Genomic DNA, 23,369 nt, shown 5'->3' on the forward strand with positions numbered 1-23,369 from the left:
CATGAAGTGTGCGAACTGCGGTACAGAATTTGAAGATGGCATATTGTTCTGCCCCGTATGCGGCAAAGAAGTTCAATGGGTGCCGGAATATAATACGCTGGAAACGATTATCCAGCAGCGAGAGATACAGGAAAAAGAGAAGAAGAAAAAAGAGGAGCATGCGCTCCGGGAAAAGAGACGCCAGGAACAGGAGATGAAGCGCAGAAAGAAAAGGCGTATGGCTGTGGGCTTTACTGTGGCCGGGGTATGTGTGCTGGCTGTGGGCGCAGGTGTGATCTTCTATCAGAAGCAGTACAATTCTTTTGATTTCCAGATGGCCCAAGCTGAGTCTGAGTTCAGCAACAAGGACTATGACTCAGCTCTGAAATACCTGGAACGTGCCCTGAATCTGCAGCCTGACAGCACAGAAGCCAACATTCTGCAGGCAAAGATATATCTGAAAAATGAGGAGGAGGAGAAAGCGCTGGCGATTCTCATTGCCACCATCGCCAAGGCTCCCGACAGTGTCAGTGCCTATGGGGAACTGCTCCGCCTGTACGAGAAACAGGGGGAGGTCAAAAAGATCAAGGAGCTGATGGATGACTGTGAGAGCACAGAGGTAAAGGAACGCTATTCTTCCTATATCAGTACCCTTCCGGTTATCTCACTGGACGGCGGAACCTATGACAGCAAAGAGGAAGTGGATTTCAGCGCGATTGAAGACGGAACCAAAATATATTATACTCTGGACGGCAAAGACCCGGATACCACCAGCAAACTGTATGACTCCGCCAGCGGAATCATGTTGGAGGAGGAGGGAGAGTATACCCTGAAATATGTGGCGTATAACGCCAAAGGCATTCCCAGTGACATCGGCCTTATGACCTACACCATAGAATTCAAGGCGCCGGACGCTCCCAGGATCACACCCGCCTCCGGTCAGTATGAGGACTCCATGACAATTAAAGTATATGTGCCGAAGGGATGTACCGCATATTATGAATTTAATGAAACACCTACCACCGAAAGCACAGAATATACAGGCCCGGTTGCCATGCCTGTGGGAGAAAATATATTTTCCGCCATCTTAGTGGATGAAAACGGAAAAATAAGCAGTCCGGCAAGTGCAACTTATGTCATTTATCAATGATTTATAAAGTAAATTGGAAATTTTTCTAAAATTCGGATTGAATTTTTGTTACTTTTGCTCTATACTAAAAAGAGCGACTATAGCAATAGAATTACCATATTTGGAGTTGTGAGGAGGACATTATGTACAAGATTCTGAAAGCAGAAAAGCTCAATGAGATAGTATATCTCATGGTTGTTGACGCACCAAGGGTTGCAAAACACTGTGAACCCGGACAGTTCGTCATCGTGAAAAAAGACGATGCAGGGGAGAGAATTCCGCTTACCATCTGTGATTATGACAGAGAGGCAGGAACTGTTACGATCGTATTCCAGCCGGTAGGTGCTTCCACCGAAAAATTCGCTAAAATGCAGACAGGAGATTTCTTTGAAGATTTCGTAGGTCCGTTAGGATGTCCATCTGAATTTGTAAATGAAGATCTGGAAGAGTTAAAGAAAGAAAAACTTTTATTTGTAGCCGGCGGCGTTGGAACCGCACCGGTATATCCGCAGGTAAAATGGCTGCACGAGCACGGCATTGACGCTGATGTCATTGTAGGTGCCAAGACCAAAGACCTGATCATCCTGGAAAAGGAAATGGAAGAAGTAGCAGGAAATTTATACATCACCACAGATGATGGTACATATGGACGTCACGGAATGGTAACAAAAGTAATTGAAGACCTGACTGCTGAAGGCAAGACCTATACAAAATGTGTTGCGATCGGCCCCATGATCATGATGAAATTCTGCTGCCTGACAACTAAGAAACTGAATCTGCCCACTATCGTTTCCATGAATCCGGTCATGGTTGACGGAACCGGTATGTGCGGAGCCTGCCGTGTTATCGTCGGCGGTGAAGTGAAATTCGCATGCGTGGACGGTCCTGAATTTGACGGTCATCTGATTGACTGGGATCTGGCAATGAAGAGACAGCAGATGTACAAGACAGAAGAAGGAAGAGCATTATTAAAACTTCGTGAGGGGGATACCCATCACGGCGGATGCGGAAACTGCGGAGGTGACGAATAATGGGTGACGTATTAAAGAAAGTTCCTGTAAGAGAACAGGACCCGAAGGTGAGAGCAACAAACTTTGAAGAGGTTTGCTATGGATATAACAAAGAAGAAGCAATGGAAGAGGCAGCCCGCTGCTTAACCTGTAAAAATGCAAAATGTGTCAAGGGATGTCCTGTAAACATTGACATTCCCGGATTTATCAAAGAAGTAAAAGAGGGCAACTTTGAAGAAGCATTCAAAGTGATCGGCCAGTCCAGCGCCCTTCCGGCAGTCTGCGGACGTGTCTGCCCCCAGGAAACACAGTGTGAAGGTCTGTGTATCCGCGGTATCAAAGGCGAACCGGTTTCTATCGGTAAGCTGGAGCGTTTTGTTGCTGACTGGGCAAAAGAAAACGGAATCAAACCGGAACCTCCGAAGGAGAAAAACGGACATAAGGTTGCAGTGATCGGTGCCGGACCTGCTGGTCTTACCTGCGCCGGAGATCTGGCTAAGATGGGTTACGATGTAACGATCTTTGAAGCACTTCATCAGCCGGGCGGTGTACTGGTATACGGTATTCCTGAATTCCGTCTTCCGAAAGACAAAGTAGTTAAAATGGAAGTTGAAAATGTAAAAGCGTTAGGTGTTAAGATTGAGACGAACGTGATTATCGGTAAATCCACCACGATCGACGAGCTCATGGAAAAAGAAGGCTTTGAAGCTGTATTCATCGGTTCCGGTGCAGGACTTCCCATGTTCATGGGCATTCCGGGTGAGATAAGCAACGGTGTATTCTCTGCCAATGAGTACCTGACAAGAAGCAACCTGATGAAAGCTTTCCGCGACGACCATGACACACCTATTAAAATGGGCAAGAAAGTAGCCGTTGTAGGCGGCGGCAACGTGGCAATGGATGCTGCAAGAACAGCTCTTCGTCTCGGCGCTGAGGTACATATTGTATACAGAAGAAGTGAAGCAGAGCTTCCTGCAAGAGCGGAAGAAGTACATCACGCAAAAGAAGAAGGAATTATCTTTGACCTTCTGTGCAATCCTACAGAGATCCTGGCAGATGAAAACGGCTGGGTAAGAGGCATGAAGTGTGTTCGTATGGAACTGGGCGAGCCGGATGCGTCAGGAAGAAGACGTCCTGTAGAGATTTCGGGTTCTGAGTTTGAGATGGAACTGGATACAGTTATCATGTCCCTGGGAACTTCCCCGAACCCGCTGATTTCTTCCACCACAATCGGCCTTGATACAAACAAGAGAAAATGTATCATCGCTGATGAGGAAAATGGCAAAACAACCAAAGACGGTGTTTACGCCGGCGGTGATGCCGTGACAGGTGCCGCAACGGTTATCCTGGCCATGGGCGCAGGAAAATCCGCTGCACAGGGAATCGACGAATTCATCAAAGGAAAAAATAATTAATTAAACATACAAAGAGCCGTCACCGGACGTGGCGGCTCTTTTTTCAGTTGTATGGAGGAAAATGGAGAACACAAGGGAAATCATGATAGAAGCAATAAGAGAGGAACTGAGAGAGTCGGCTGATAAGGACTACAAAAAATTTCAGGAATCCCTGATACCGGGTCTGACGACCATGATGGGGGTCCGGCTGCCAAAGCTCCGGAAAATGGCAAAGAAGATCGCAGGGGAGGACTATGCCGGTTTTTTAGAGAAAGCGGATGATAGCTGTTATGAAGAACTGATGCTCCAGGGTATTGTGATCGGATATGCGAAAATGGAGCGGGAGGAGCAGACGCAGGCACTGGCGCGTTTTGTGCCCAAAATCAATAATTGGGCCATTTGTGACTGCAGTTGTATTACTTATAAGTTTATGAGAAAGGATTCTGCTTACTGGTTCGCCTTTTTGGAGCGATATCTCAGCTCAGAAAGAGAATATGAGATTCGTTTTGCTCTGGTATCTATGCTTGACCATTTTGTGACAGAGGATTATATTGACCGTCTGCTGGATATATGCAACCATTTAGACAGTGATGCCTATTATGTGCAGATGGCGGCAGCCTGGGCAGTCTCTGTCTGCTATGTGAAGTTTCCGGAGAAGACCGCCGCATTTCTGCAGACAGATACCATGGATACCTTTACACACAATAAATCCATTCAGAAGATCAGGGAATCCTACCGGGTGTCAAAAGAGGAAAAGGACAGACTTTTGAAATGGAAGCGGGAGGATACAGGAAAATGAAGATCACCATACTTACTGTTGGAAAGATCAAAGAAAAGTTCTATCGTGACGCCATTGCCGAATATACAAAGCGTCTGAGCAAATACTGCAAGCTGGAAATCCTGGAAGTGGCAGACGAAAAAACACCGGATGCCGCCAGCGAGACTGTGGAGGAGAATATCCGCCAGAAAGAAGGCGAGCGCATTCTAAAATGCATCAGGGAAGATGCCTACGTCATTACACTGGAGATCAATGGAAAAATGCTGGACTCTGTTGAACTTTCCCAAAAGATAGAGAGTCTTGGAATACAGGGGAAGAGCCATATCACTTTTGTCATAGGCGGTTCCATCGGACTTGGAAAAGAGGTGCTGAAACGCTCGGATTTTGCGCTCAGCTTTTCCAAAATGACATTTCCGCATCAGTTGATGCGGGTAATATTGCTGGAACAGATTTACAGGAGTTACCGGATCATGAGTGGGCAGCCTTATCACAAATGAATTTTGAACGGTCAGCATATAAGGAATGGCAGACTAAGCGGTCTGTTATTCCTTTTCTCAGATTTGGATACTTTTTTGGCCGGACGATAGTTATATGATACGAGAAATAGTAGTTGTTTCCGATACAGATTATGGGTATAATATGGACTAAGAAATGACAAACAGGGATATGTGCAATTCTTATTAAAAAGAACGGAGACAAACGCATGAGAAAAAAGAAAGTGATGTTACTCTGCACTCTGATATTCTGTTGTATCCTATCGGCCTGCGGCCAGAAAAAAGAAGAAAAATCAGAGAAACCCCGGCCTGCCGCTGAATTACCTGAAAAAGAACCGGATATTGATAAAAAGAATCCTGTAAAAAAGGATACCGATAAAACAGAAGATAAAAAGAAAGAGGACAAAAAAGATGTTAAAACGGCTCCAAAGGCAGAAAAGCCAAAAGAAAAACCAGAAGCAGAGCGTCTGATCCAGGAGCAGACTTTTGATACAGAACTAATACCACTTGGAAATGTGACATTTGCCTCTTATTTGCCTGATACATCACAGATGCCATATGGAGATGCTGAATTTAAGGTGTCCCAAAACCAGCAGGTTATTGCTGTACTTTCGGGAATGAACCAGTCCAATACCAGAAAAGAGGAAACCTTTCATAAAGTGGAAGCTGTCTCCTTTCCTGATTATAACCAGGATGGTTATGACGATATTATCATTATCTGCAGTTATCTGCCGGATGACAGGACAAAGGGTGTGTATTCTGAAGCCAGATTATATTACGGAAGTGCAGAGGGCCGGTTTACTCTGGATATTGGTCTGTCAGAACAAGTGAATGCGGATGTTATGGAAAAGACGATTCAGAATATTTTAGATTTTCTTTATCAGGACACGGATTATGCAGAAATCCCCCAGACAGATGAGCCGGATGATTCTCAAGCAGATACAGCCTGGAAACAGGCATTTGCGGATTATATCCATAACACCTACGGACAGGGAGGCGTTGCAGGCTATCAGCTTATATATGTAAATGATGATGATATCCCTGAATTGGCAGTCATAGGGAATTGCGAAGCTGCGGGCTGCAGAATCGTCACCTATGCCAACGGACAGACCTATGAGAAACATCTCCGCAGGACAAATTTTACATATATCGAAAGAGAAAATCTGCTCTGTAATTCCGATGGGGTGATGGATGGATATTATGATCTGGTGTATTGTATCATTGATGGACAGATGACGCTGATCGCGGAAGGAAATTACGGCGCGGAGGATAATAGCAGCCTTCAGGTAGATGAGAACGGCAATCTTATCTACAAATATTATTGGAATGGTGTCGAAATGACAGAGGAAGATTATAACAGCGCGTTAAATGAAGTATATGATATGTCAAAGGCAGCGCAGGGATATGAAACTGGTGCGTACTATACGGTTGAGGAGATTCTTGCTGAACTGGAAAATAATTAGTATACGGCAACAGTTCATAAATAGACGAAACAGATCCGGACGTCACCTTGAAGAAGGGAAAAAGATGGAAAAACACAGTAAGAAAAAACGATGGATGATTACAGGAATATCCGTTACTCTGGCGCTTGCTTCTGTCTGCATGGTGGTATGTCTGTACATGTATCAGAAGAACAGCAGCATGCGCAATGCCAGATATGTTTTGAGGGGAGAAATCAGTAAACTGCAGTATGCCATTGATTCCCAATTGTTTACCACAAAAGCACTGGAAGTGATCGTCACCAGCAACCATGGCGAGGCGGTAAATTTTGATAAGGCAGCTGAAAGTCTTTACGAAAAGGATGCCTCTATCAGAAGCCTGCAGCTGGCACCGGATGGAAATGTGACCTATGTATATCCCCTGGAGGGAAACGAGGAAGCCTTCGGCGACCTGTTCAGTGATCCTGACAGGAAAACAGAGGCAGAGTATGCCAGGGACACAGGAAAAATGACCTTGGCAGGCCCATATGAACTTTCACAGGGCGGCATGGGAATTGTGGCGAGAAATCCCATATATCTGACAGATGAGGATGGGCAGAAAACATTCTGGGGATTCAGCATTGTTGTGCTCAATGTGCCTGAGATATTTGACGAGATAAATTTAAAGTCATTGAATGGACAGGGATACAAATATAAAATATGGCGGATCCATCCGGATACAGGCAAGGTGCAGAATATCATACAGAACGCGGACTTTTCTGTGACGGATGCCGTGGAGGATGTGATTCAGGTTCCAAACGGTACATGGCATTTGAGCATAATTCCCAAAAAAGGATGGGTTCCCATGGAATACATATGGATAGAATCCATTGTCTGCAGTCTCATACTCGTTCTGGCAGTCATGGTCATCAACGGCATACTGACCAGCGCAGAGCAAAAAAAGGAGCTGGCAAAGCTGGTCAATACGGACCCGCTGACGGGCCTGCATAACGGCAGATATTTTATGAACTGCTTAAAGGAATTCGTCCTGCAGAATCGTCCCTGCGTATTATACTATCTGGATATGGACAGGTTTAAACAGATCAATGACCGTTTTGGACACGATATCGGCGATAAGTTTTTAAAAGAGTCTGCAGCCCGTATGCAAAAATGCCTCTCTGAAGAGGATTTGGCATTTCGTACCGGCGGAGATGAATTTACGGTACTGGCTGCCGGTGGAAAAGGCGACGAATTCTATGAAAAACTAAAAGAACGACTGAAAGAGGAGATTGGCCGTCCATATATACTGCCCGAATGTACCCTGCATCCCCATGTGAGTATCGGGTATGCGCGCTACCCTGAGGAACAGGAAAATGCGGAGGCGCTGATTCGCCAGGCAGACCAGCGGATGTATGAGGAGAAGAGACAGATTCATCATTAATGTCAACAGATTCATTATAAAACGGAGAAGGATATGAAAAATCTTAAAATTGCATTACTCCAGCTAATGCCGGGGAATTCTTTAGAAGAAAATTTAGCCAAGGGAGCAGATGCCTGTAAAAAAGCAAAGAAAATGGGTGCTGATATTGCCCTGTTTCCGGAAATGTGGAGCAGCGGATATAAAATTTCGGAAGATATAGAGGAATTAAAAACAGATGCGGTATCCTCTGACAGTGATTTTGTCTGTTCTTTCGGCGAGCTTGCCAAAAAATTGGGTATGGCGATCGGTATCACGTTCCTTGAAGCGTTTGAACCGCTGCCGCGCAACACACTCTGCCTTTTTGACCGTTTTGGCAGCAGAGTTCTGACCTATGCCAAGGTTCATACCTGTGACTTTGGTGATGAGTGCAGACTGACGGCGGGAGATGATTTTTATACTGCAGAGCTGGATACAGAACAGGGAATGGTAAAGATTGGCGCCATGATTTGTTATGACAGGGAATTTCCGGAAAGCGCAAGAATCCTCATGCTGAAAGGTGCTGAGATCATTCTGGTTCCAAATGCCTGTCCCATGGAAATCAATCGTATTTCTCAGCTTCGCGCAAGGGCGTATGAAAATATGACAGGTATTGCTACTGTCAATTATCCCTTTGGAAAGCCTGACTGCAATGGACATTCAACTGCCTTTGACGGGATTGCATACAGGGAAGGTGAGCCGGGTTCCAGGGACACTTTGATCATAGAGGCAGGCGAACGGGAAGGAATCTATATAGCTGATTTTCCCTTAGATGAAATCAGATTCTATCGAAGAACGGAAGTCCACGGAAACGCATTTCGCCATCCCGGTAAATACGGTCTGCTCGTCTCAGAAGGAATTGAGGAACCGTTTATCAGAGAATGTTATCGAAAATAGAGAAAAAGTTATAGGAATGGAGTAATCAATATGTTTAAAGTAATATTATGGGATGTGGATGGAACACTGCTCAATTTTGACAAAGCAGAAAAATATGCCCTGCGGCAGTGTTTTGCAAAATTTAACCTGAAGGAATGTACGGATGCCATGATCTCCAGATATGCGGAAATAAACAAACGTTATTGGAAACGCCTGGAGGCCGGGGAGATCACAAAAGAACAGGTACTTCTGGAGAGATTTTCGGAATTTTTCCAAAAGGAACATATCCGCTGTGACAAGATCAAAGAGTTCAACGATGAATACCAGGTGCGTTTGGGCGATAAAATATTTTTTAATGATGACAGCAAGTCTCTTCTGGAAAGGCTGAAAGGAAAAGCAAAGCAGTACGCAGTCACAAATGGCACTTATGTGGCACAGAAACGCAAGCTTGAAAATTCAGGACTTGACGTTCTGTTTGACGGTATTTTTATTTCCGACCAGATAGGATATGAAAAACCGGACATCCGGTTTTTTGATCACATTTGGAAACAGACAGGTGTTTATGAGAAAGATGACGTTCTCATTGTAGGGGATTCCCTGACCAGCGATATGCAGGGCGGAAATAATGCAGGCATCCGCTGCTGCTGGTATAATCCGGAGGACAAGGAAAATAATACAAATGTAAAGATTGATTACCTGATACATGATCTGAATGAGGTTGAATTTCTGTGAGAATCTTACATGGAGCCGGGAGTAAGGATAATATCAAAGCCGGATAAGTTCGTATTCCGGAAGACAGTGTATTCCTCTGCCAGATTTTGAAGCTTCTGTTTTTCGGGAAGGGTATTCCATAAGGTGATCTTAATTTCCATCCCTTTATTTTTCTTTTTTCCTGTCCAGATGCCAATGATCTCACCACGGTACAGGACAGCACCAGGGTTGCTTACAAATGTCCATATTTGTTTCTGCAGTGTTTTGTCGGGCTGCAGAACCGCCCTGTCTCTCTGGTCGAGAAAGGGGTCATGTCCGCCGAGCAGCAGCAGTTCTCTTTGCAGTGAATCCGGAGACAGAAGACGTTCCTTGTCGGAGGTCAGGATATAGGATTTTTTGCCAAAAACCATGACAGGTTCTGTCTCTTCCGAAACCGTTTTCCACATACGCCGTGCCTGTTTACCGGAACATCCGAGCCAGGCTGCAAAATGATTCGGTGTTGCCGGGCCGTAACAGTGCAGGTATTTCCGCATTAACTTTTTACAGGCATCCTTGTTTGGCGTAAACGAATAGCCGGTCCAGTTTTTGTAAGAGGTAAAAACCGGGCTGGTTCCCTGCCGTCCGCCGAAAACGATCAGACCTTTTAAGGCGCAGGGCCGCAGAAGAAAAGACACTACGGCACCGCCGACGGTCTGTTTATCAGGACTTCCATACATGGAGGGCTGTGTCCATAGCGCGCGCTTTTTCTCCGGGAGCAGCGGCAGCATCCATTCTGCCAGGTTCTGATCCAAGGAAGTTTTGCTGATTACGGTACAGTGATCAAGCTGTGGAATTACCTGCTGTAATATTTCAAATAATTCATGGAAACCCATCTGCAGAAAATCAAGTGCCAGAGTAATTCCGGCAGTATAGATCCATGGCTCATCCTCCTGCGGTATAAGCGCAGATAAAAATACATCACTTTCCAGAGCAGGAAATACAACAGGGATACCCCGCAGGCTCCAGGTCTGCAGAAGCGTTTTCTCTTTATACAGCAAATATTCCATTTCTGTCAAACTGCAGTCAGGAATCCGGTTAAAAAGAGCAGTTTCCCAGGCGCCCGGAGGTGTATTCTGCATTCCGCACGCACCCGTCAGCTTTTCCATATCCGTTTTTTTATACTCCTTATCCAGATGGTGAGCACCCAGTCTGAAATTTCTTATTTGCTCAATGCTTATTTCGGCCATGTAGTAGTTCCCTTCGATTTATGTGTAATTATGAAAATACAGACAGTATAGTTTCGATAAATCTGCCCAGTTTGTGTAAGCAGTATACTGGGGAGCTGATAGGGATATTATACCTCTTTTTCTTTATAGACTGCAACACCGTCAGAGATAACTTTGTGTCCGGAAGCTAAAAAGCCGTCCATTTCTGAACGGCTATAAATTTTTGAATCTTTGAAAATAGGTGAATCGCAAGAGAGAATACCAAGCCGGCGTTTTAAACCACTGTCTGATTCGACTCCAGAATATTCCGGAACAGGTACAGATGTTTTTTCCGCAGGCAATAAATGATCCAGTAGACATCTCCCGAATCTTCTTTCTCTTCCCTTACATCCACAGTATAACTCTCTCCCTCAATGTTTACTGTCATAGTCTCTGTAAGAATCGTCCCCCAATATTTTAAATCATGTTTCTGACAGAATTCTTTGATCAGATCTGTGATTTCTTCCTTTGTTTGTGGATGCTGGCTTCTGAAAATAATATATGCGTCCTTCATATGGAATCTCCTTTCGGTATTTTAAAAAATCATACATTATGTTTTAGAACCGTACCGGTGTTGCCCGGCATGTGAACCGTGACAGAACCCTGGCGTTTTGATGATTCCGTCAGGTCATATTTTTCCAGTACAGCGTACAGTTTTTCTGCCATGGTGCGGTCCATATCACAAAGCGGCAGCCTGCAGGGGCCTACATCATAACCCATGGCGCGCATCGCCTGTTTTACGGGTATCGGATTTACATCTAAAAACAGCGCTTCAATGAGCTCCAGGTATTTTAACTGCAGATTATCGCTTTCTTCGCTGTTTCCACGGAAATAGGAAGTGCAGATAGCATGGGTCTCGTTTGGAATAAGATTGGACAGAACAGATATCACACCCTTTCCTCCAAGAGCCAGAGAAGATGTGATCTGATCGTCATTGCCGGAATAAATGGCCAAATCCTCTTTGCACAGACTGGCTATTTTGGCCATCTGGGAAAAGTTGCCGCTTGCCTCTTTTACAGCCACTATATTTTCTGTTTCGCTGAGCCGTTTATAGGTGGCCGGGTAAATGTTCACCCCGGTGCGAGATGGTACATTATATAATATGACCGGCAGACGGGTAGACCTGGCACATTCGTTGAAATGCAGAAACAAGCCCTGCTGTGATGCCTTGTTATAATACGGTGTTACATGGAGAAGCGCGTCGGCCCCGGCTTTTTCGCATTCTTTTGAAAGGTATACGGCATGTGCGGTATTGTTGCTTCCTGCCCCGGCTATGACCGGAACGCGCCCACGGACATGTTTGACTGCGCGGCGTACCAGTTCTATATGCTCATCATCTGTCAGGGTGGAGCCTTCTCCTGTTGTACCTGCAACTACGATCGCATCTGCGCTGCCTGCGATTTGCATATCCAGCAGCTCGTCAAAGACAGAATAGTTAATCGAATAATCCTCCTTCATCGGAGTGACAACAGCAGTTCCCACACCTTTAAATACTATCTTTTTCAAATTTGAATCCTCCCAAACCTTTGTAATTTAGATTATGGAAATTATAGCAGTTTGGTTATTAAATGGGAGTGAAGTTCCGGGCAGAGGCATTAAGTTTCAATAAATGTAAGAATCGGCTGCGGTAATATATCGATTGTCATACATTTCAATATCATATATAATAAACCTGTGAGCGGTATAAAACCGTTGGGAACAGACGAATTGTCTGCAATAACATCCGGCGGAAGTGGTGGACAGTCTGTAGAATCCCGGAAGGTTTGCGCAGAAACCGGAAAAGGTCTTCGTTTCTTCCGGCAGCGCGCTGAAAATCAAAGAACAGGAGCATAACATTATGGATTTAAAGAAAAACATCTGTGATAATATCAAAGAATGTGAGATAAAGATCGGCTATCGGGAGGAAGATATGAACCTGTATTATCCGCAGGCATCCTTACTGGAACTGCTTCCTGCCGAAAAAGAAAATCTGTCCGAGGCGCTTGCTGCATTTTGCAGGACCGCAGAACCGGAGCTTGGAAAACTGACCATAAAAGAGACAGAGGAAAAAGGCCGGTATTGTATTCATGTCCCATCCGCAGGGGTAAAATATGTCCATGAAAATCTGGAGGACAGCCCATTTTTAAAAGCCTTTTTGGCGGAAATATTTAAAGCCGGTAATACTGTGGAGGATATGATAAAGATATTCCAATCCTTCTCTCAGGATATTATTATAGAAAAGGTTGACGAACAGGAATGGGGAATCTCTTTTCAAAATCCGGAAATAGATCCTTACGTGTATTATCTGGAGCAGGATGCGTTCGGTCTGCAGTATCATCGGTTTACAAGGCAGGCCTATGATGCGTTAAAGAATAGTCATTGATCTGTCCATGCAGAATCGCCTTTGGCGATGGGATTTTCCGGCGCAGGAAATGTGCAGACCTATGGAAGTATTTCAGATAAAGACATGATATCTCTGCTGAAATGCTGGAAGCAATCTGTGATGTACTGGACTGTCAGCCGGGAGATATTATAGAATACCGCAGAACTTCCGGGGCGGAGTACCGGGCAAAAAATATTACAGATAATCCCGCTGACATTCCTGACACTGCACATCCCGACTGCAGCAAAAATTCAAAATAATGTCATCAACACGTGTGCAGGTAGCCTTTTTATATGTTACAGTATGTGCAGCCTTACTGCTGTCCTTCGGACATGTTGCGTGGCTCACTATTGTATATGTATGTTCATCGTCTTTTGTTTGTTTTTCCATAAGAATACTCCTGTATAACATAAAGTAAATACACCGGGTACAAGATCATTATATAGAAAACGGCGCAAAAAAGAAAGAGCCGATCAAAAAAAAGAGAGGTATAGAGATGAAATTTGTTATGTCTTACAGCTGCGGCAAGGACAGTACCCTTGCACTTCACAAACTGATAAAAGCCGGACATGAGCCGGTGGGCCTGCTGGTTATGGTCAATAAAGATATGGACCGTTCCTGGTTTCACGGTGCGGATCACAGGCTGCTGGAAAAGTTTTCAAAGGCACTGGAGATTCCCTTGCTTCTCTGTCCCTCCGGAGGTGACGAGTATCATCTGGAATTTGAAAAAGGCCTGAAAAGAGCCATGGAGCTTGGGGCAGAGATGGCTGGTTTCGGCGATATTGATATTGAAAATAACCGCAGGTGGTGCGAAGAGCGGTGCCGTGCGGCAGGCCTGAAAGCTGCATTCCCGCTGTGGCAGCAGGGACGTGAGAAGATAGTGCAGGAGATTATTTCAGAAGGCTATTGCTGTATCGTCAAATCCATAGACAATCAGCTTCTGCCAAAAGAACTCCTGGGAAAACAGTTAGATTCGGAAACATTGGAGATAATGGCGGCAAGGGGCATTGATATCTGCGGAGAAAACGGAGAATACCATACCATCGCAGTGGACGGGCCGATTTTCAGGCATAAGCTGGAAATACAGACAGGCAGTATTCTTGATTTCGGTGAGCGGTCAGTGATTGATCTCAGATGAATTGGCAAATTTAAAAATGTAATCTGAAGAATTAAAAAAGGGTGCTGTCAGCATTCACTGACAGCACCTATTCTTTCATCTGCAGCGCTCCCTTTTTAAGCCGGAAATTCACACCGGCTTGTTTGGTTGATTCATGATTTTCCGTTTATGTATGATCCGCGGGCTGTATCAGCCGTTTGCTTTCCCAGCCCTTGTTTTTAAAATAAAGCCAGCCGACGAGGAAGGGCAGGAGAGGGGACAGGGCCTGTCCCACATATACACCGGGGAATCCCATACCTGCCGTAAATGCCAACAGCCAGCTTACGGGCAGCCGGACAACAGCCGCATCCAAAAGTGCATTTACCATGGCAATGTTTGCGGCGCCTATGCCGATAGCAAAGGAATCGAAGGTATACAATGCAGCGTAAACCAGACTGTTTATGCCGCAGCAGATCCTCAAATAAAGGATGCCGTCTGCAATCACCTCTTTATTTTGGGGTTCAAACAGCATGATGATCTGTCCTGCAAATAGTTGTACAAGAACCACTGCCATTAGCGTGATCAAAAGGTTTAAGCGCAGCCCGGTTTCCGTTGTCTTTTTGACCCGGTCTGTTCTGCCTGCGCCCATGTTCTGTCCGGCCATGGCGGTTACAGCCTGGCCGACTGCCCAGCAGGGCATTCCTGCAAAGGTATTGACTTTCAGTCCCACCCCGGATGCTGCAGCAACAGACACTCCGAATTGATTCAACATGCCTGTGATCATAAGATAAGAGATATTCACAACTGCCATTTGAACCGCTGTGGGCAGTCCGACTTTTAAGACAGCAGCCATTTTTTCAGGCTGAACAGCAAAATTTTTCAGCCTGAACGGAAAGATAAAAGTTTTTCTTCTCAGACAGCATATGGATATTGCAAGGGAGATACCCTGTGAGAAAACGGTGGCATAAGCTGCGCCTGCAGTCCCCATACCGAAAGGTCCCACTAAAAGAAGGTCCAGCAGGATATTAACGACTGCCGCGGCTGCGATAAAGTAAAGTGAACTTTTGGAATCTCCCAATCCTTTCATAACAGAGCAGACAGCATTATAGCCAAACACGAACACTGTGCCACAGCAGATAATTCTCATATAATCGCAGGCGTCCTGCATGGACCCGGCAGGAACACGCAGTATCTGAAAAAGCGGCCGGTAAACAAGCAGCCCTGACACTGTGACTAGTAATGAGGCAAAGAAGGAGAGGGAAAATAATGTCCCGACAGTTTCACGCTGTCCCTCTTCATCATCGGCCCCTTTGTATTGGGCAACCAGCACAGTACCTCCCATTGTGACGCCGATACATATGGAATTAATGATAAAACTTATCATGGACGCATTGCTGATCGCGGCAAGTCCTGTTTCCCCCACAAACCTTCCCACAACAAGCATATCCACAATACTGTAAAAGGACTGCAGTAAATTGGCAAGCAGCAGGGGGACAGCAAACTTTATCAGTTTTTTTGAGACATTTCCCGTTGTCAGATCTTGTTCTTTTCTCATCAAATCATTTCTTCCTTTCATAGATAAGTCCGGCATGCCTTTTCCCGGCACCGGAACATGCATAATAAAAAAACAGAGGGCAGCCACGGTAATGTGCTCCCTCTGCTTGTATGACAATAACAGTTCAAATACAAAAGGCAGCAGACAAAACATTGCCTCCTGCCCAAATCGCATACAAAAACAAATCCCAAATCATGAATCTGTTTTGGAATCTGCCTTTTATAATATCATAAATACTCTATCAGGCTCCGCACAATGTTTTGTTATATACAATTGTTCGGAGCTGTTGTCAATACAGAATTTCCCATATAACTTCATTGTGCCCACCCTTTCTGTTCATCCTTTTACCTCATTATAAACAGTCAGGGTTATACTGTCAATATTCTGTCGCACGGGATATGAATCCCCCAAAAGATGATTGACATTTATCTACTACTAATGTAAAATAAAATCAGGTACTACAATTGTAGAAAAACTCTGTAACCTGACCGGAATATAATGATTCGGTATCTGCAGACAGTACAGGAGGTGATAAGATGAAAAAGCGTATTCAGAAACTGCCTGATTCGGAGCTGGATGTGATGCTTGCTTTGTGGAACGGTCATCCGGATATGACCCGGCTGGAGGTGGAGGCTTTTGTAAACCAGAAAAAAGAACTGGCACCCACCACGATTCTGTCCATGCTCACCCGGCTTGAATGCAAGAAGTTTGTCTCTGTAAAAAGGGAAGGGAAGACAAATCTCTACAGCGCGGTTGTGACGCAGAGCGAATACCAGCAGCAGGAAGGGAAAAGCGTGCTGGAAAAATTGTATGGAAATTCACTTAAGAACTTTGTGGCATCTCTTTATCAGGGAAAACAGATTCACGAGGAAGATATACAGGAACTGGAGGAATTCCTGAAGGAACTGGAGCGGAAGGGGGAATAGTCTATGGCAGAGTTTATGCTGCACATAATTAAAGTGAATGTTTTGTCAGCTTTTATCATTTTTATTGTGCTGGCAGTATCAAGACTGCTGGACAGGAAATATTCCTCCAGGTGGAAATATCTTATCTGGCTGTTTGTTTCCGTATTTCTTCTCATTCCGGTCAGGTTTCCATCTCCTGCCGCAGGACTGAATATAGAAGTACCAAAACAAATTGTCCGGGCAGAAGCAAGCAGAAGTACGAATACGTCCGGCGCGGAGAATCTGCAGTCTCCTGCAGACACCGCGAAAAGCATCAGTGATCTGCAGAAGGATACAGACAAAAATGCAGACCTGCAGGGCAGCACGGGACAGGAGAATATAACTATGGATACCGTGGCATGGATCATGGCAATTATCTGGGGAGCGGGTATTTGCGCAGCAGCGGTATATAAAGTGTTTGTTTTGAGAGCAGGAAGACAGTACCTGCGCCGCTGGAGAATTCCTTTTACGAACCGTGAGAGAATCGCTGAATATGATAAACTGTGTAAAGAAATGCATCTGAAAAAAGCACCGAAGCTTGTGGCAAACAGCAGGCTATCCGGGCCGCTTTTGGCAGGGATCAGGAATACCTTTCTCTATCTCCCTGTACGGGAGTATTCAAAAGAGGAATGTGAAATGATCTTCCGGCATGAGCTATGTCACTACCGCAGCCGGGATCTGTGGTATAAACTGCTCATGATATGCATAACAACGGTTTATTGGTTCAATCCGGCAGTTTACTTTATGAAAAAAGAGGCGGAGCGTGATATAGAGTTTATATGTGATGAGAAAGTCATGAAAGGCAGGAACCGTGAGGATAAGCTTCGGTATAACCAATTGCTTCTGAAGACAGCAGCACTGGGCAGACCTTCCTATGAGCTGTCCACCAGTCTGAATGACGGCCTTCTCACATTCAAAAAAAGGATGGTAAATATTATGAAGGCAGGAAAAATGAAACGGGGAATCCTTCCTGTTATCTGCTTTACCATCATTTTAGTTACATCGAATGTATTTACCGGCTGTTCCTTAAAAGACTCCGGTGAAAAAAAGAAAGATGCGGATACGGAAGCCACCACTGACAGCGGCGCTGACAAGGATGAGGATACACCCGCCGGCAATGAGGAAAAAGACAAAAAAGAGAAGGTGGTCAAGGGAACTAGTACGGTCAATCCCGTCACAGATACAAAGGAAAAGGCAGATACGCCTGTCGAACCCGAACAGGAAGAAGGGACCACTGAAACACCGGCGGCGCATCCGGCTTCCACAAAGGAGGAACGCACGGAACTGAGCGGATTTATGAATCGGGATTCTCTGCCTTCCATGGCACAGAATCTGGGACTTCATCAAACACAGGCTATGCTGTTTGGTGAATCAGGTCAGCGGTATGAAGGAGACGGCATTCAGGTTGAGTGGCATTCTGATACAGAAGGAATCGGAGGCCGCACCCCGATTACGATCGAATGCGATAATAACAGCAGTGTCAGTATGGAGGGATTTTACTGCGGGCAGCCCTACAAGGAAGCGGAAGCCGGACTTCTGCAGAGCGGTTACCGAAATATGGGTGATAGTAATCCGGACCACAAAGAGTACATATCTGATTCGGAAAATATAATCATAGGTTTTGATATAGCAGGGGATACCATAAGCTCGTGGTTCTGGCTGAACTGGCCGCAGGGCGACTTCGCGCCTGTCACGACCCAATACATGCCTGCTGACGGAGATTACAGAAATTCCAACGACGGGGAATATTCCACCATAAAAATCACCGGGATCAATGACTACAGTTTTTATTTTTCCATTTACAGATATACAGAAGGGGAAGGGAATCAGCAGATCTTCATGGACAATATAGCAGTCTTTGAGGAGACAGATTCCGCAACTGCAGTATTCCGCGGGCAGCAGTACACGCTGACCTTTGACTGTTCTCAAAACGGACTTATCGTTCTGTCTGGATTTGATGACGCCACTGCATTGGGCAATACCTTCTGGACGTTCTGAGTCCGGCATATCAACAAAAATTATTAAAATCGGAGAGTGAAAATGCAGCATAAAAAAAGGCCCCGGCCGTTATGGAAAAAAATACTTTTCAGTCTGTTGACTGCAGTGCTGCTCATGGTTCTATGCTTTTTTGTCTATGTTTCTGATTATTACCATGCGAAGGAGTATCAGGCAGAGGCAGTATCTGCCGATTCAGAAGATTACATTGTATACGGAGATAAAAACAGCAGCACAGGTTTTATCTTTTATCCCGGCGGACTGGTGGAGGCCGAGAGCTATGCGCCGCTGCTTGACAGAATTGCGCAGAAAGACGTCTGCTGTGTTCTGGTAAAGATGCCTTTTCATCTGGCAGTTTTTGATTCCGGCGCAGCAGACAGGGTGATCCGGGATTTTCCGGATATGGAACGCTGGTATATCGGCGGACATTCTCTGGGCGGTGCCATGGCATCCTCCTATGCACAGAAGCATGAGGATACTTTAAAAGGGCTGGTTCTGCTGGCTGCTTATCCCACAGATACCCTGTCCGCACTGCCGGTCCTGTCCATCTACGGCAGCATGGACGGAGTTCTGAACCGGAAGAAGTATAAGGACTCCATCAAAAACGCGGAAATCTGCAGTGAGATCATGATACAGGGAGCTAATCACGCAGGCTTCGGCAATTACGGGGAGCAGAAAAAAGATAACACGGCAGAGATTTCAAGAGAGGAACAGTGGGATACAACTGCTTCTTATATTCTGGAATTTTTTGGAGCATCGGATGCGCCATGACAAAGAGTCCGGCTTGCCTGACTCTCCGCCAAAGTGCAGCCGCCTGCGGCCGTTTCCCTCTTAAAAAGCAGAGGCATTTGCATAAAAATGCCCTGCTTTTTTTGTCTCTATTCTCCATGTGCATTGTAACCGGATTCTTTTTACTATTGGAAATCGCCATACAATAGGGTATAATAAGAACGTAGTCGTAACTGTTCAGTCAGGTCTGCGCATTTACTGCGCTGACTGTGCAAAAGAGTAGTGGCGGCAGGTATTCGCCCCATCGCGAAGCGATTTTTAATGGGCGAATACCCGTAACTATTCAGCTGGCTGAATAGTTACCGTATATCAATGAAAAACCAACAAGGATTTATATCCTGCAGATAGAAACGGAGATACTATGAAAATATCTACAAATGTAAAGTTAAGCGCCCAGTGTATGAGCTGTCTGATCACACGCCAGATGGAAAATCTTAAGGACACAGCTTCAGAGGAGATCAAATCCGCTTACATGAGGGAGGTGTTTCAGATCATCGGCGCAGCCGGACCGGAGGATACTGCACCGGTTCTCATAGCAAAAATCAATGTGCTCCATGAGAAATATTTCGGACATGCCTACAGTTTTGAACAGTTGAAAAAAGAGTACAACCAAATGATGCTGGAGGCAGAGGAAAGAATACGCAGCCGGATCATTCAGGCAGAAGACCCTGTGTACCATGCAATTTTGTATGCCAGGGTGGGAAATTACATTGATTTTGGAGCCATGGGAAGCGTCAGCGATGAAAAACTGCGGGAACTGATAGCAAAAGCCGAGGAGGAGACCCTGGACCCTGTTGAATACAGCCGCTTCACAGAGCAGATGAAAACTGCAGAAAACCTGGTATATCTCACAGATAACTGTGGTGAGATTGTCCTTGACAAGCTTCTGATCGAACAGCTCATGAAGAAGTATCCGCAGATACATATCACGGTCATCGTGCGGGGAGAACCGGTCATCAATGATGCCACCATAGAGGATGCCGAAATGACCGGGCTTGCGGATCTTGTGCCTGTCATGGGCAACGGCACGAAAATAGCGGGCACAAGCCTGAAGGATATTTCGGATGAGGCCCGGGATTTGATTCGTCATGCAGACGTGATCCTTTCTAAGGGCCAGGGTAATTTTGAGACTCTGAATAACAGCGGGCTGAATATTTACTATATGTTTCTCTGCAAATGTTCCTGGTTCGTAAACAGATTCGGTCTGGAGCAGTATAAAGGTGTGTTTGTCAATGACAGAAGCCTTGGGAGGGATGGGTCATGAGAGAAGAATTGAGAAAACGCTGTGAATTGTTTGTTGAAAACAGGGATATTATAAAATCTGCATTTGCCTGGGAGAGCGCCTATGTCTATCCCATGTGTTCCGGAATCCTGACGGCAAGAGGTGTCCGTGCGGATACACAGCGCCTGATGGAGTGCCGCGATATTTTAAAGGCCAATACCGGAGTATTCTCCAATTTCAGAGGTGTTTCCAGGCTGGCTGTCATTGCCATGCTTTCTCTTAATGCAGATGCCGGGCTTATGATGGCGCAGATGCTGGAACTATACGGGAAGTTAAAAGAATTTTTCTGGGGCTCCGAATATCTGACTGTGGCAGCAGCCACTATTGCGGAGATGGCAGAGCCTTCCGGATATGATGAGATCATAAACAAAACAAGCAGTATTTACAACCGCATGAAAACTGCCCATCCCTTCCTCACTTCCGGGGAGGACAGTGCATTTGCCGCTCTTCTTGCCATGTCCGAGCTGGATGACTCCTGTATCGAAAGGGAGATGGAGCAGTGCTATTCCATATTGAAACCCTACTTTTTCTCCGGGAATTCGGTGCAGTCTCTGAGTCATATTCTGGCACTTGGTGAGGGGTCCGCGGAACAGAAGTGCAGAAAAGCCCTGGAAATCTTTGACGCACTGAAAGCGCGGGGACTGAAATACGGTACAGGCTATGAACTGGCAACGCTGGGTGTTCTGACCCTTCTGGATGTGGACAGGAATTTACTGATACAGGATATCACAGATGCGGAAGCCTTCCTGAAAGGGCAGAAAGGCTTCGGGGCCTTCGGTGTAGGCTCCAGGCAGAGGCTTATGTATGCCGGTATGATGGCATCCTGTGACTATGTTCCTGACCTGCATTCCATGCAGACTGCGGCATTAAACGGTGTGGTGGCACTGGTCATTGCCCAGCAGGCTGCTATCTGCGCGTCTGCGGCAGCAGCAAGTGCAGCCGCGGCGGCGTCCTCTTCCGGCTCCTGATCATGTTATATGACAGGGATATCCGGGAGCCGCTGTTCGATTTTCTGGAAGAGCGGTACGGAAAGATCAGAATCATAGAAGAGAAACAGATGGGAAAGTCCCGTGCGGATATCGTGATGGTTCTGCCGGACGCCGTTGCCGGCATTGAGATAAAAAGTGACGCGGACACGTATGTCAGGCTGCAGAGACAGGTAAGAGATTATAACCGTTATTATGATACCAACCTTGTGGTGGTCGGTTCCACGCACGCGCGCCATATAAAGGACCATGTGCCTGCTTGGTGGGGGATTCTCACGGCTGAGAAGCTGGGCGGTACTGTGGATTTTTATACTCTGCGTGAGCGGGACCTAATCCGAAAGTGGATATGAAAAGAAAACTCGGCCTGTTATGGCGCCCTGAACTGGCCCATATACAGGAGCTGAACCAAATGCCGAAATACAGGGAAAAAAGCAAGGCATTTGTAATAGACAAAATACTGCTTAAGGTTCCGCAGGAGATTCTGACGCTGCAGATCAGCGAGGAATTGTTCCAGCGGGACTATACCACCATAGAGGAGAAAATAACGGAGTACAGAAAACAGAAAAAGCATAACTTATAGGGGAGAGATACAATTACAAAGCTGAAAGGAGCAAGGGGTTACATGACAAGATACGAGAAAATGAGTCAGCTTTTCAATGAGGATTACCGGGTAATTGATTTTCTGCCCAGAAGGGTTCCCGATGAAGCCGGAACCTTATTTGAAGAAGCAGAACAGTATTATATGCAGGACAAACAGCTTCAGATCTTCTGTGACAAGGTGATCGCCATAGTGCTGAAGCTGTTGTGCTACTATCCTTTTGAAATGTATGTGCAGGAGCATATTCCGCTCATCCGTACAAGAGAGGGCTGGCTGAAGGATAAACACTGCGATACCATAGTAAAGCTCATTAAAAAGACCATTCTGAAAAGAAGGGGACAGATTGATATTCTCCTGACCAGGGAAAATTCCATGATAAGCATCAGCGGCGGAACCCTGAGTATCGCCGTCTACAATGAAAGTGAGTCTCTGCGGGAGATGCTGCAGTCCATGGTGCGTACGGAAGGCCTCTATGACTGGAAATTCAGAGCCTGACAGCACTGTGAACAGAAAAAACATAAGAGAAAGCGAGGAAGACACAGAGCGATATGTTGAAGTCGTACATAGCTTTTGACATTGAAACCACCGGTCTAAGTCCAGAAGAAAATGAGATCATAGAGATAGGCGCCTTAATGGTGCGTGACGGAAAGGTACAGGAGCGCTTTATGGAATTTATAAAGCCCAGACTGCCGATTCCGGCCAATATCACCGGCATTACCGGCATCACCAATGACATGGTGGAAGACGCAAGAGGCCGGGAGCAGGTGATTCCTGATTTCCTGCAGTTTTGCGGACAGGATATCCTGATCGGGCACAATGTGCTCTTTGATTACAGTTTTGTCAAACGGAGCGCAGAATCTCTCGGGTATACCTTTGAAAGGGATGGCATTGACACGCTGAAGATTGCCAGAACGGTCCACAGGGATCTGCCCTCCAAAAGTCTGGGAGAACTGTGTGAGCATTACCGGATCAACAATGCGGCGGCCCACAGAGCTTATCATGACGCGCTGGCTACTGCCAAACTATATCAGACCATGGCACATTATTTTGAAGAGAAGGAACCGCAGGTCTTTCAGCCGTGCCCTTTAGTCTGCACAGCAAAAAAATGCCCGCCTGCCACGAAAAAGCAGCTGGATTTTCTCATGCGCCTGGTAAAGCAGAAGGGCGTAAAGCCGGCGTTTGATCCGGAGACTCTGACCAGAAATGAGGCGTCCAGGCTGATTGACAGCATTTTGTCCGGTCAGGCCATTTGATTCCCGCACAAGGAGTGAGT

23 protein-coding genes and 1 pseudogene are annotated in these 23,369 nt (G+C 45.8%); 20 read left to right on the plus strand and 4 right to left on the minus strand.

Annotation, left to right across the window (positions count from 1 at the left end; translation table 11 throughout):
- Nucleotide 1 precedes the first annotated feature (1 nt).
- From WMO65_RS02670 to WMO65_RS02710, 9 genes are all read left to right on the plus strand, one after another.
- The gene (locus tag WMO65_RS02670) at nucleotides 2-1,129 is read left to right on the plus strand and encodes a chitobiase/beta-hexosaminidase C-terminal domain-containing protein (RefSeq protein WP_033140298.1); all 1,128 of its coding nucleotides are present in this window, start codon (nucleotides 2-4) and stop codon (nucleotides 1,127-1,129) included.
- 122 nt (nucleotides 1,130-1,251) lie between these two features.
- Nucleotides 1,252-2,139 carry a sulfide/dihydroorotate dehydrogenase-like FAD/NAD-binding protein gene (locus WMO65_RS02675; protein WP_033140297.1) on the plus strand — a complete coding sequence of 296 codons (888 nt, stop codon included), beginning with the start codon at nucleotides 1,252-1,254 and terminating at the stop codon, nucleotides 2,137-2,139.
- Complete coding sequence (gene gltA / locus WMO65_RS02680; protein WP_349063614.1) at nucleotides 2,139-3,533, plus strand: NADPH-dependent glutamate synthase; 1,395 nt, start codon at nucleotides 2,139-2,141, stop codon at nucleotides 3,531-3,533. Before WMO65_RS02675 ends, gltA begins: the two co-directional genes overlap by 1 nt.
- Nucleotides 3,534-3,594: 61 nt before the next feature.
- The gene (locus WMO65_RS02685; protein WP_242849966.1) at nucleotides 3,595-4,311 is read left to right on the plus strand and encodes a DNA alkylation repair protein; all 717 of its coding nucleotides are present in this window, start codon (nucleotides 3,595-3,597) and stop codon (nucleotides 4,309-4,311) included.
- Entirely contained in the window at nucleotides 4,308-4,787 is a 480-nt protein-coding gene (gene rlmH / locus WMO65_RS02690; RefSeq protein ID WP_033140295.1) for a 23S rRNA (pseudouridine(1915)-N(3))-methyltransferase RlmH, read from the plus strand. The genes WMO65_RS02685 and rlmH overlap by 4 nt, the downstream gene beginning before the upstream one ends.
- A gap of 206 nt (nucleotides 4,788-4,993) precedes the next feature.
- Nucleotides 4,994-6,247, plus strand: coding sequence for a hypothetical protein (locus WMO65_RS02695; protein ID WP_148391459.1), 1,254 nt, complete (start codon nucleotides 4,994-4,996; stop codon nucleotides 6,245-6,247).
- Between the two features lie 64 nt (nucleotides 6,248-6,311).
- On the plus strand, nucleotides 6,312-7,643 hold the full coding sequence (locus WMO65_RS02700; RefSeq protein WP_148391458.1) for a sensor domain-containing diguanylate cyclase: 1,332 nt from the start codon (nucleotides 6,312-6,314) through the stop codon (nucleotides 7,641-7,643).
- Between the two features lie 33 nt (nucleotides 7,644-7,676).
- The gene (locus tag WMO65_RS02705; protein ID WP_148391457.1) at nucleotides 7,677-8,555 is read left to right on the plus strand and encodes a carbon-nitrogen hydrolase family protein; all 879 of its coding nucleotides are present in this window, start codon (nucleotides 7,677-7,679) and stop codon (nucleotides 8,553-8,555) included.
- A 30-nt stretch (nucleotides 8,556-8,585) separates the two neighbouring features.
- Nucleotides 8,586-9,266, plus strand: a complete 681-nt coding sequence (locus WMO65_RS02710; RefSeq protein WP_148391456.1) for a YjjG family noncanonical pyrimidine nucleotidase — start codon at nucleotides 8,586-8,588, stop codon at nucleotides 9,264-9,266.
- 5 nt (nucleotides 9,267-9,271) lie between these two features.
- On the opposite strand, the gene WMO65_RS02715 is transcribed toward WMO65_RS02710, so the two are convergent.
- From WMO65_RS02715 to dapA, 3 genes are all read right to left on the minus strand, one after another.
- Entirely contained in the window at nucleotides 9,272-10,390 is a 1,119-nt protein-coding gene (locus tag WMO65_RS02715) for a winged helix DNA-binding domain-containing protein (protein WP_330641472.1), read from the minus strand.
- 334 nt (nucleotides 10,391-10,724) lie between these two features.
- Nucleotides 10,725-11,003: a hypothetical protein gene (locus WMO65_RS02720; protein WP_033140289.1), complete on the minus strand. Its 279-nt coding sequence runs from the start codon at nucleotides 11,001-11,003 to the stop codon at nucleotides 10,725-10,727.
- Between the two features lie 29 nt (nucleotides 11,004-11,032).
- A complete protein-coding gene (gene dapA / locus WMO65_RS02725; protein ID WP_148391454.1) occupies nucleotides 11,033-11,995 on the minus strand; it encodes a 4-hydroxy-tetrahydrodipicolinate synthase in 963 nt (320 codons plus the stop codon).
- Between the two features lie 331 nt (nucleotides 11,996-12,326).
- Between dapA and WMO65_RS02730 the strand changes: the two genes are divergently transcribed.
- The 3 genes from WMO65_RS02730 to WMO65_RS02735 all read left to right on the plus strand — a co-directional run bounded on the left by WMO65_RS02730 (nucleotide 12,327) and on the right by WMO65_RS02735 (nucleotide 13,989).
- Nucleotides 12,327-12,851, plus strand: a complete 525-nt coding sequence (locus WMO65_RS02730) for a DUF3877 family protein (RefSeq protein ID WP_148391453.1) — start codon at nucleotides 12,327-12,329, stop codon at nucleotides 12,849-12,851.
- A gap of 89 nt (nucleotides 12,852-12,940) precedes the next feature.
- Entirely contained in the window at nucleotides 12,941-13,111 is a 171-nt protein-coding gene (locus WMO65_RS26515) for a helix-turn-helix domain-containing protein (RefSeq protein ID WP_353963993.1), read from the plus strand.
- Between the two features lie 236 nt (nucleotides 13,112-13,347).
- Entirely contained in the window at nucleotides 13,348-13,989 is a 642-nt protein-coding gene (locus WMO65_RS02735; protein WP_148391451.1) for a Dph6-related ATP pyrophosphatase, read from the plus strand.
- Between the two features lie 145 nt (nucleotides 13,990-14,134).
- On the opposite strand, the gene WMO65_RS02740 is transcribed toward WMO65_RS02735, so the two are convergent.
- Nucleotides 14,135-15,502 (minus strand): MATE family efflux transporter, encoded by a 1,368-nt coding sequence (locus tag WMO65_RS02740; RefSeq protein WP_148391450.1) that lies wholly within the window; start codon nucleotides 15,500-15,502, stop codon nucleotides 14,135-14,137.
- 536 nt (nucleotides 15,503-16,038) lie between these two features.
- Here WMO65_RS02740 and WMO65_RS02745 point away from each other — a divergent pair.
- The 8 genes and pseudogenes from WMO65_RS02745 to WMO65_RS02780 all read left to right on the plus strand — a co-directional run bounded on the left by WMO65_RS02745 (nucleotide 16,039) and on the right by WMO65_RS02780 (nucleotide 23,349).
- Complete coding sequence (locus tag WMO65_RS02745; RefSeq protein WP_148391449.1) at nucleotides 16,039-16,428, plus strand: BlaI/MecI/CopY family transcriptional regulator; 390 nt, start codon at nucleotides 16,039-16,041, stop codon at nucleotides 16,426-16,428.
- 3 nt (nucleotides 16,429-16,431) lie between these two features.
- On the plus strand, nucleotides 16,432-18,444 hold the full coding sequence (locus WMO65_RS02750; protein WP_148391448.1) for a M56 family metallopeptidase: 2,013 nt from the start codon (nucleotides 16,432-16,434) through the stop codon (nucleotides 18,442-18,444).
- A 42-nt stretch (nucleotides 18,445-18,486) separates the two neighbouring features.
- Complete coding sequence (locus WMO65_RS02755; RefSeq protein ID WP_148391447.1) at nucleotides 18,487-19,212, plus strand: alpha/beta fold hydrolase; 726 nt, start codon at nucleotides 18,487-18,489, stop codon at nucleotides 19,210-19,212.
- Nucleotides 19,213-19,591: 379 nt separating this feature from the next.
- Nucleotides 19,592-20,494: a damage-control phosphatase ARMT1 family protein gene (locus WMO65_RS02760; protein WP_225305326.1), complete on the plus strand. Its 903-nt coding sequence runs from the start codon at nucleotides 19,592-19,594 to the stop codon at nucleotides 20,492-20,494.
- Nucleotides 20,491-21,480 carry a DUF4003 family protein gene (locus WMO65_RS02765; RefSeq protein ID WP_033143407.1) on the plus strand — a complete coding sequence of 330 codons (990 nt, stop codon included), beginning with the start codon at nucleotides 20,491-20,493 and terminating at the stop codon, nucleotides 21,478-21,480. Before WMO65_RS02760 ends, WMO65_RS02765 begins: the two co-directional genes overlap by 4 nt.
- Nucleotides 21,481-21,482: 2 nt before the next feature.
- Nucleotides 21,483-22,078, plus strand: a pseudogene (locus WMO65_RS02770) (sce7726 family protein).
- Nucleotides 22,079-22,120: 42 nt separating this feature from the next.
- Nucleotides 22,121-22,591, plus strand: a complete 471-nt coding sequence (locus tag WMO65_RS02775; protein WP_054353632.1) for a hypothetical protein — start codon at nucleotides 22,121-22,123, stop codon at nucleotides 22,589-22,591.
- Nucleotides 22,592-22,644: 53 nt separating this feature from the next.
- On the plus strand, nucleotides 22,645-23,349 hold the full coding sequence (locus WMO65_RS02780; protein WP_349063619.1) for a 3'-5' exonuclease: 705 nt from the start codon (nucleotides 22,645-22,647) through the stop codon (nucleotides 23,347-23,349).
- Nucleotides 23,350-23,369 lie beyond the last annotated feature (20 nt).

Origin of the sequence: Blautia caccae (assembly GCF_040095955.1) — a bacterium.
Lineage (GTDB): Bacteria > Bacillota > Clostridia > Lachnospirales > Lachnospiraceae > Blautia > Blautia celeris.

Bases quoted from the DNA above. Each gene is read 5' to 3' on its own strand.
- WMO65_RS02675 (WP_033140297.1), top strand. From the start codon at position 1,252: ATGTACAAGATTCTGAAAGCAGAAAAGCTCAATGAGATAGTATATCTC.
- WMO65_RS02775 (WP_054353632.1), top strand. From the start codon at position 22,121: ATGACAAGATACGAGAAAATGAGTCAGCTTTTCAATGAGGATTACCGG.
- WMO65_RS02730 (WP_148391453.1), top strand. From the start codon at position 12,327: ATGGATTTAAAGAAAAACATCTGTGATAATATCAAAGAATGTGAGATA.
- WMO65_RS02765 (WP_033143407.1), top strand. From the start codon at position 20,491: ATGAGAGAAGAATTGAGAAAACGCTGTGAATTGTTTGTTGAAAACAGG.
- WMO65_RS02670 (WP_033140298.1), top strand. From the start codon at position 2: ATGAAGTGTGCGAACTGCGGTACAGAATTTGAAGATGGCATATTGTTC.
- WMO65_RS02710 (WP_148391456.1), top strand. From the start codon at position 8,586: ATGTTTAAAGTAATATTATGGGATGTGGATGGAACACTGCTCAATTTT.
- gltA (WP_349063614.1), top strand. From the start codon at position 2,139: ATGGGTGACGTATTAAAGAAAGTTCCTGTAAGAGAACAGGACCCGAAG.
- WMO65_RS02700 (WP_148391458.1), top strand. From the start codon at position 6,312: ATGGAAAAACACAGTAAGAAAAAACGATGGATGATTACAGGAATATCC.
- WMO65_RS02685 (WP_242849966.1), top strand. From the start codon at position 3,595: ATGGAGAACACAAGGGAAATCATGATAGAAGCAATAAGAGAGGAACTG.
- WMO65_RS02780 (WP_349063619.1), top strand. From the start codon at position 22,645: ATGTTGAAGTCGTACATAGCTTTTGACATTGAAACCACCGGTCTAAGT.
- WMO65_RS02705 (WP_148391457.1), top strand. From the start codon at position 7,677: ATGAAAAATCTTAAAATTGCATTACTCCAGCTAATGCCGGGGAATTCT.
- rlmH (WP_033140295.1), top strand. From the start codon at position 4,308: ATGAAGATCACCATACTTACTGTTGGAAAGATCAAAGAAAAGTTCTAT.
- WMO65_RS02715 (WP_330641472.1), bottom strand. From the start codon at position 10,390: ATGGAAAAGCTGACGGGTGCGTGCGGAATGCAGAATACACCTCCGGGC.
- WMO65_RS02695 (WP_148391459.1), top strand. From the start codon at position 4,994: ATGAGAAAAAAGAAAGTGATGTTACTCTGCACTCTGATATTCTGTTGT.
- WMO65_RS02735 (WP_148391451.1), top strand. From the start codon at position 13,348: ATGAAATTTGTTATGTCTTACAGCTGCGGCAAGGACAGTACCCTTGCA.
- WMO65_RS02755 (WP_148391447.1), top strand. From the start codon at position 18,487: ATGCAGCATAAAAAAAGGCCCCGGCCGTTATGGAAAAAAATACTTTTC.
- WMO65_RS02750 (WP_148391448.1), top strand. From the start codon at position 16,432: ATGGCAGAGTTTATGCTGCACATAATTAAAGTGAATGTTTTGTCAGCT.
- WMO65_RS02745 (WP_148391449.1), top strand. From the start codon at position 16,039: ATGAAAAAGCGTATTCAGAAACTGCCTGATTCGGAGCTGGATGTGATG.
- WMO65_RS02760 (WP_225305326.1), top strand. From the start codon at position 19,592: ATGAAAATATCTACAAATGTAAAGTTAAGCGCCCAGTGTATGAGCTGT.
- WMO65_RS02720 (WP_033140289.1), bottom strand. From the start codon at position 11,003: ATGAAGGACGCATATATTATTTTCAGAAGCCAGCATCCACAAACAAAG.
- WMO65_RS02740 (WP_148391450.1), bottom strand. From the start codon at position 15,502: ATGAGAAAAGAACAAGATCTGACAACGGGAAATGTCTCAAAAAAACTG.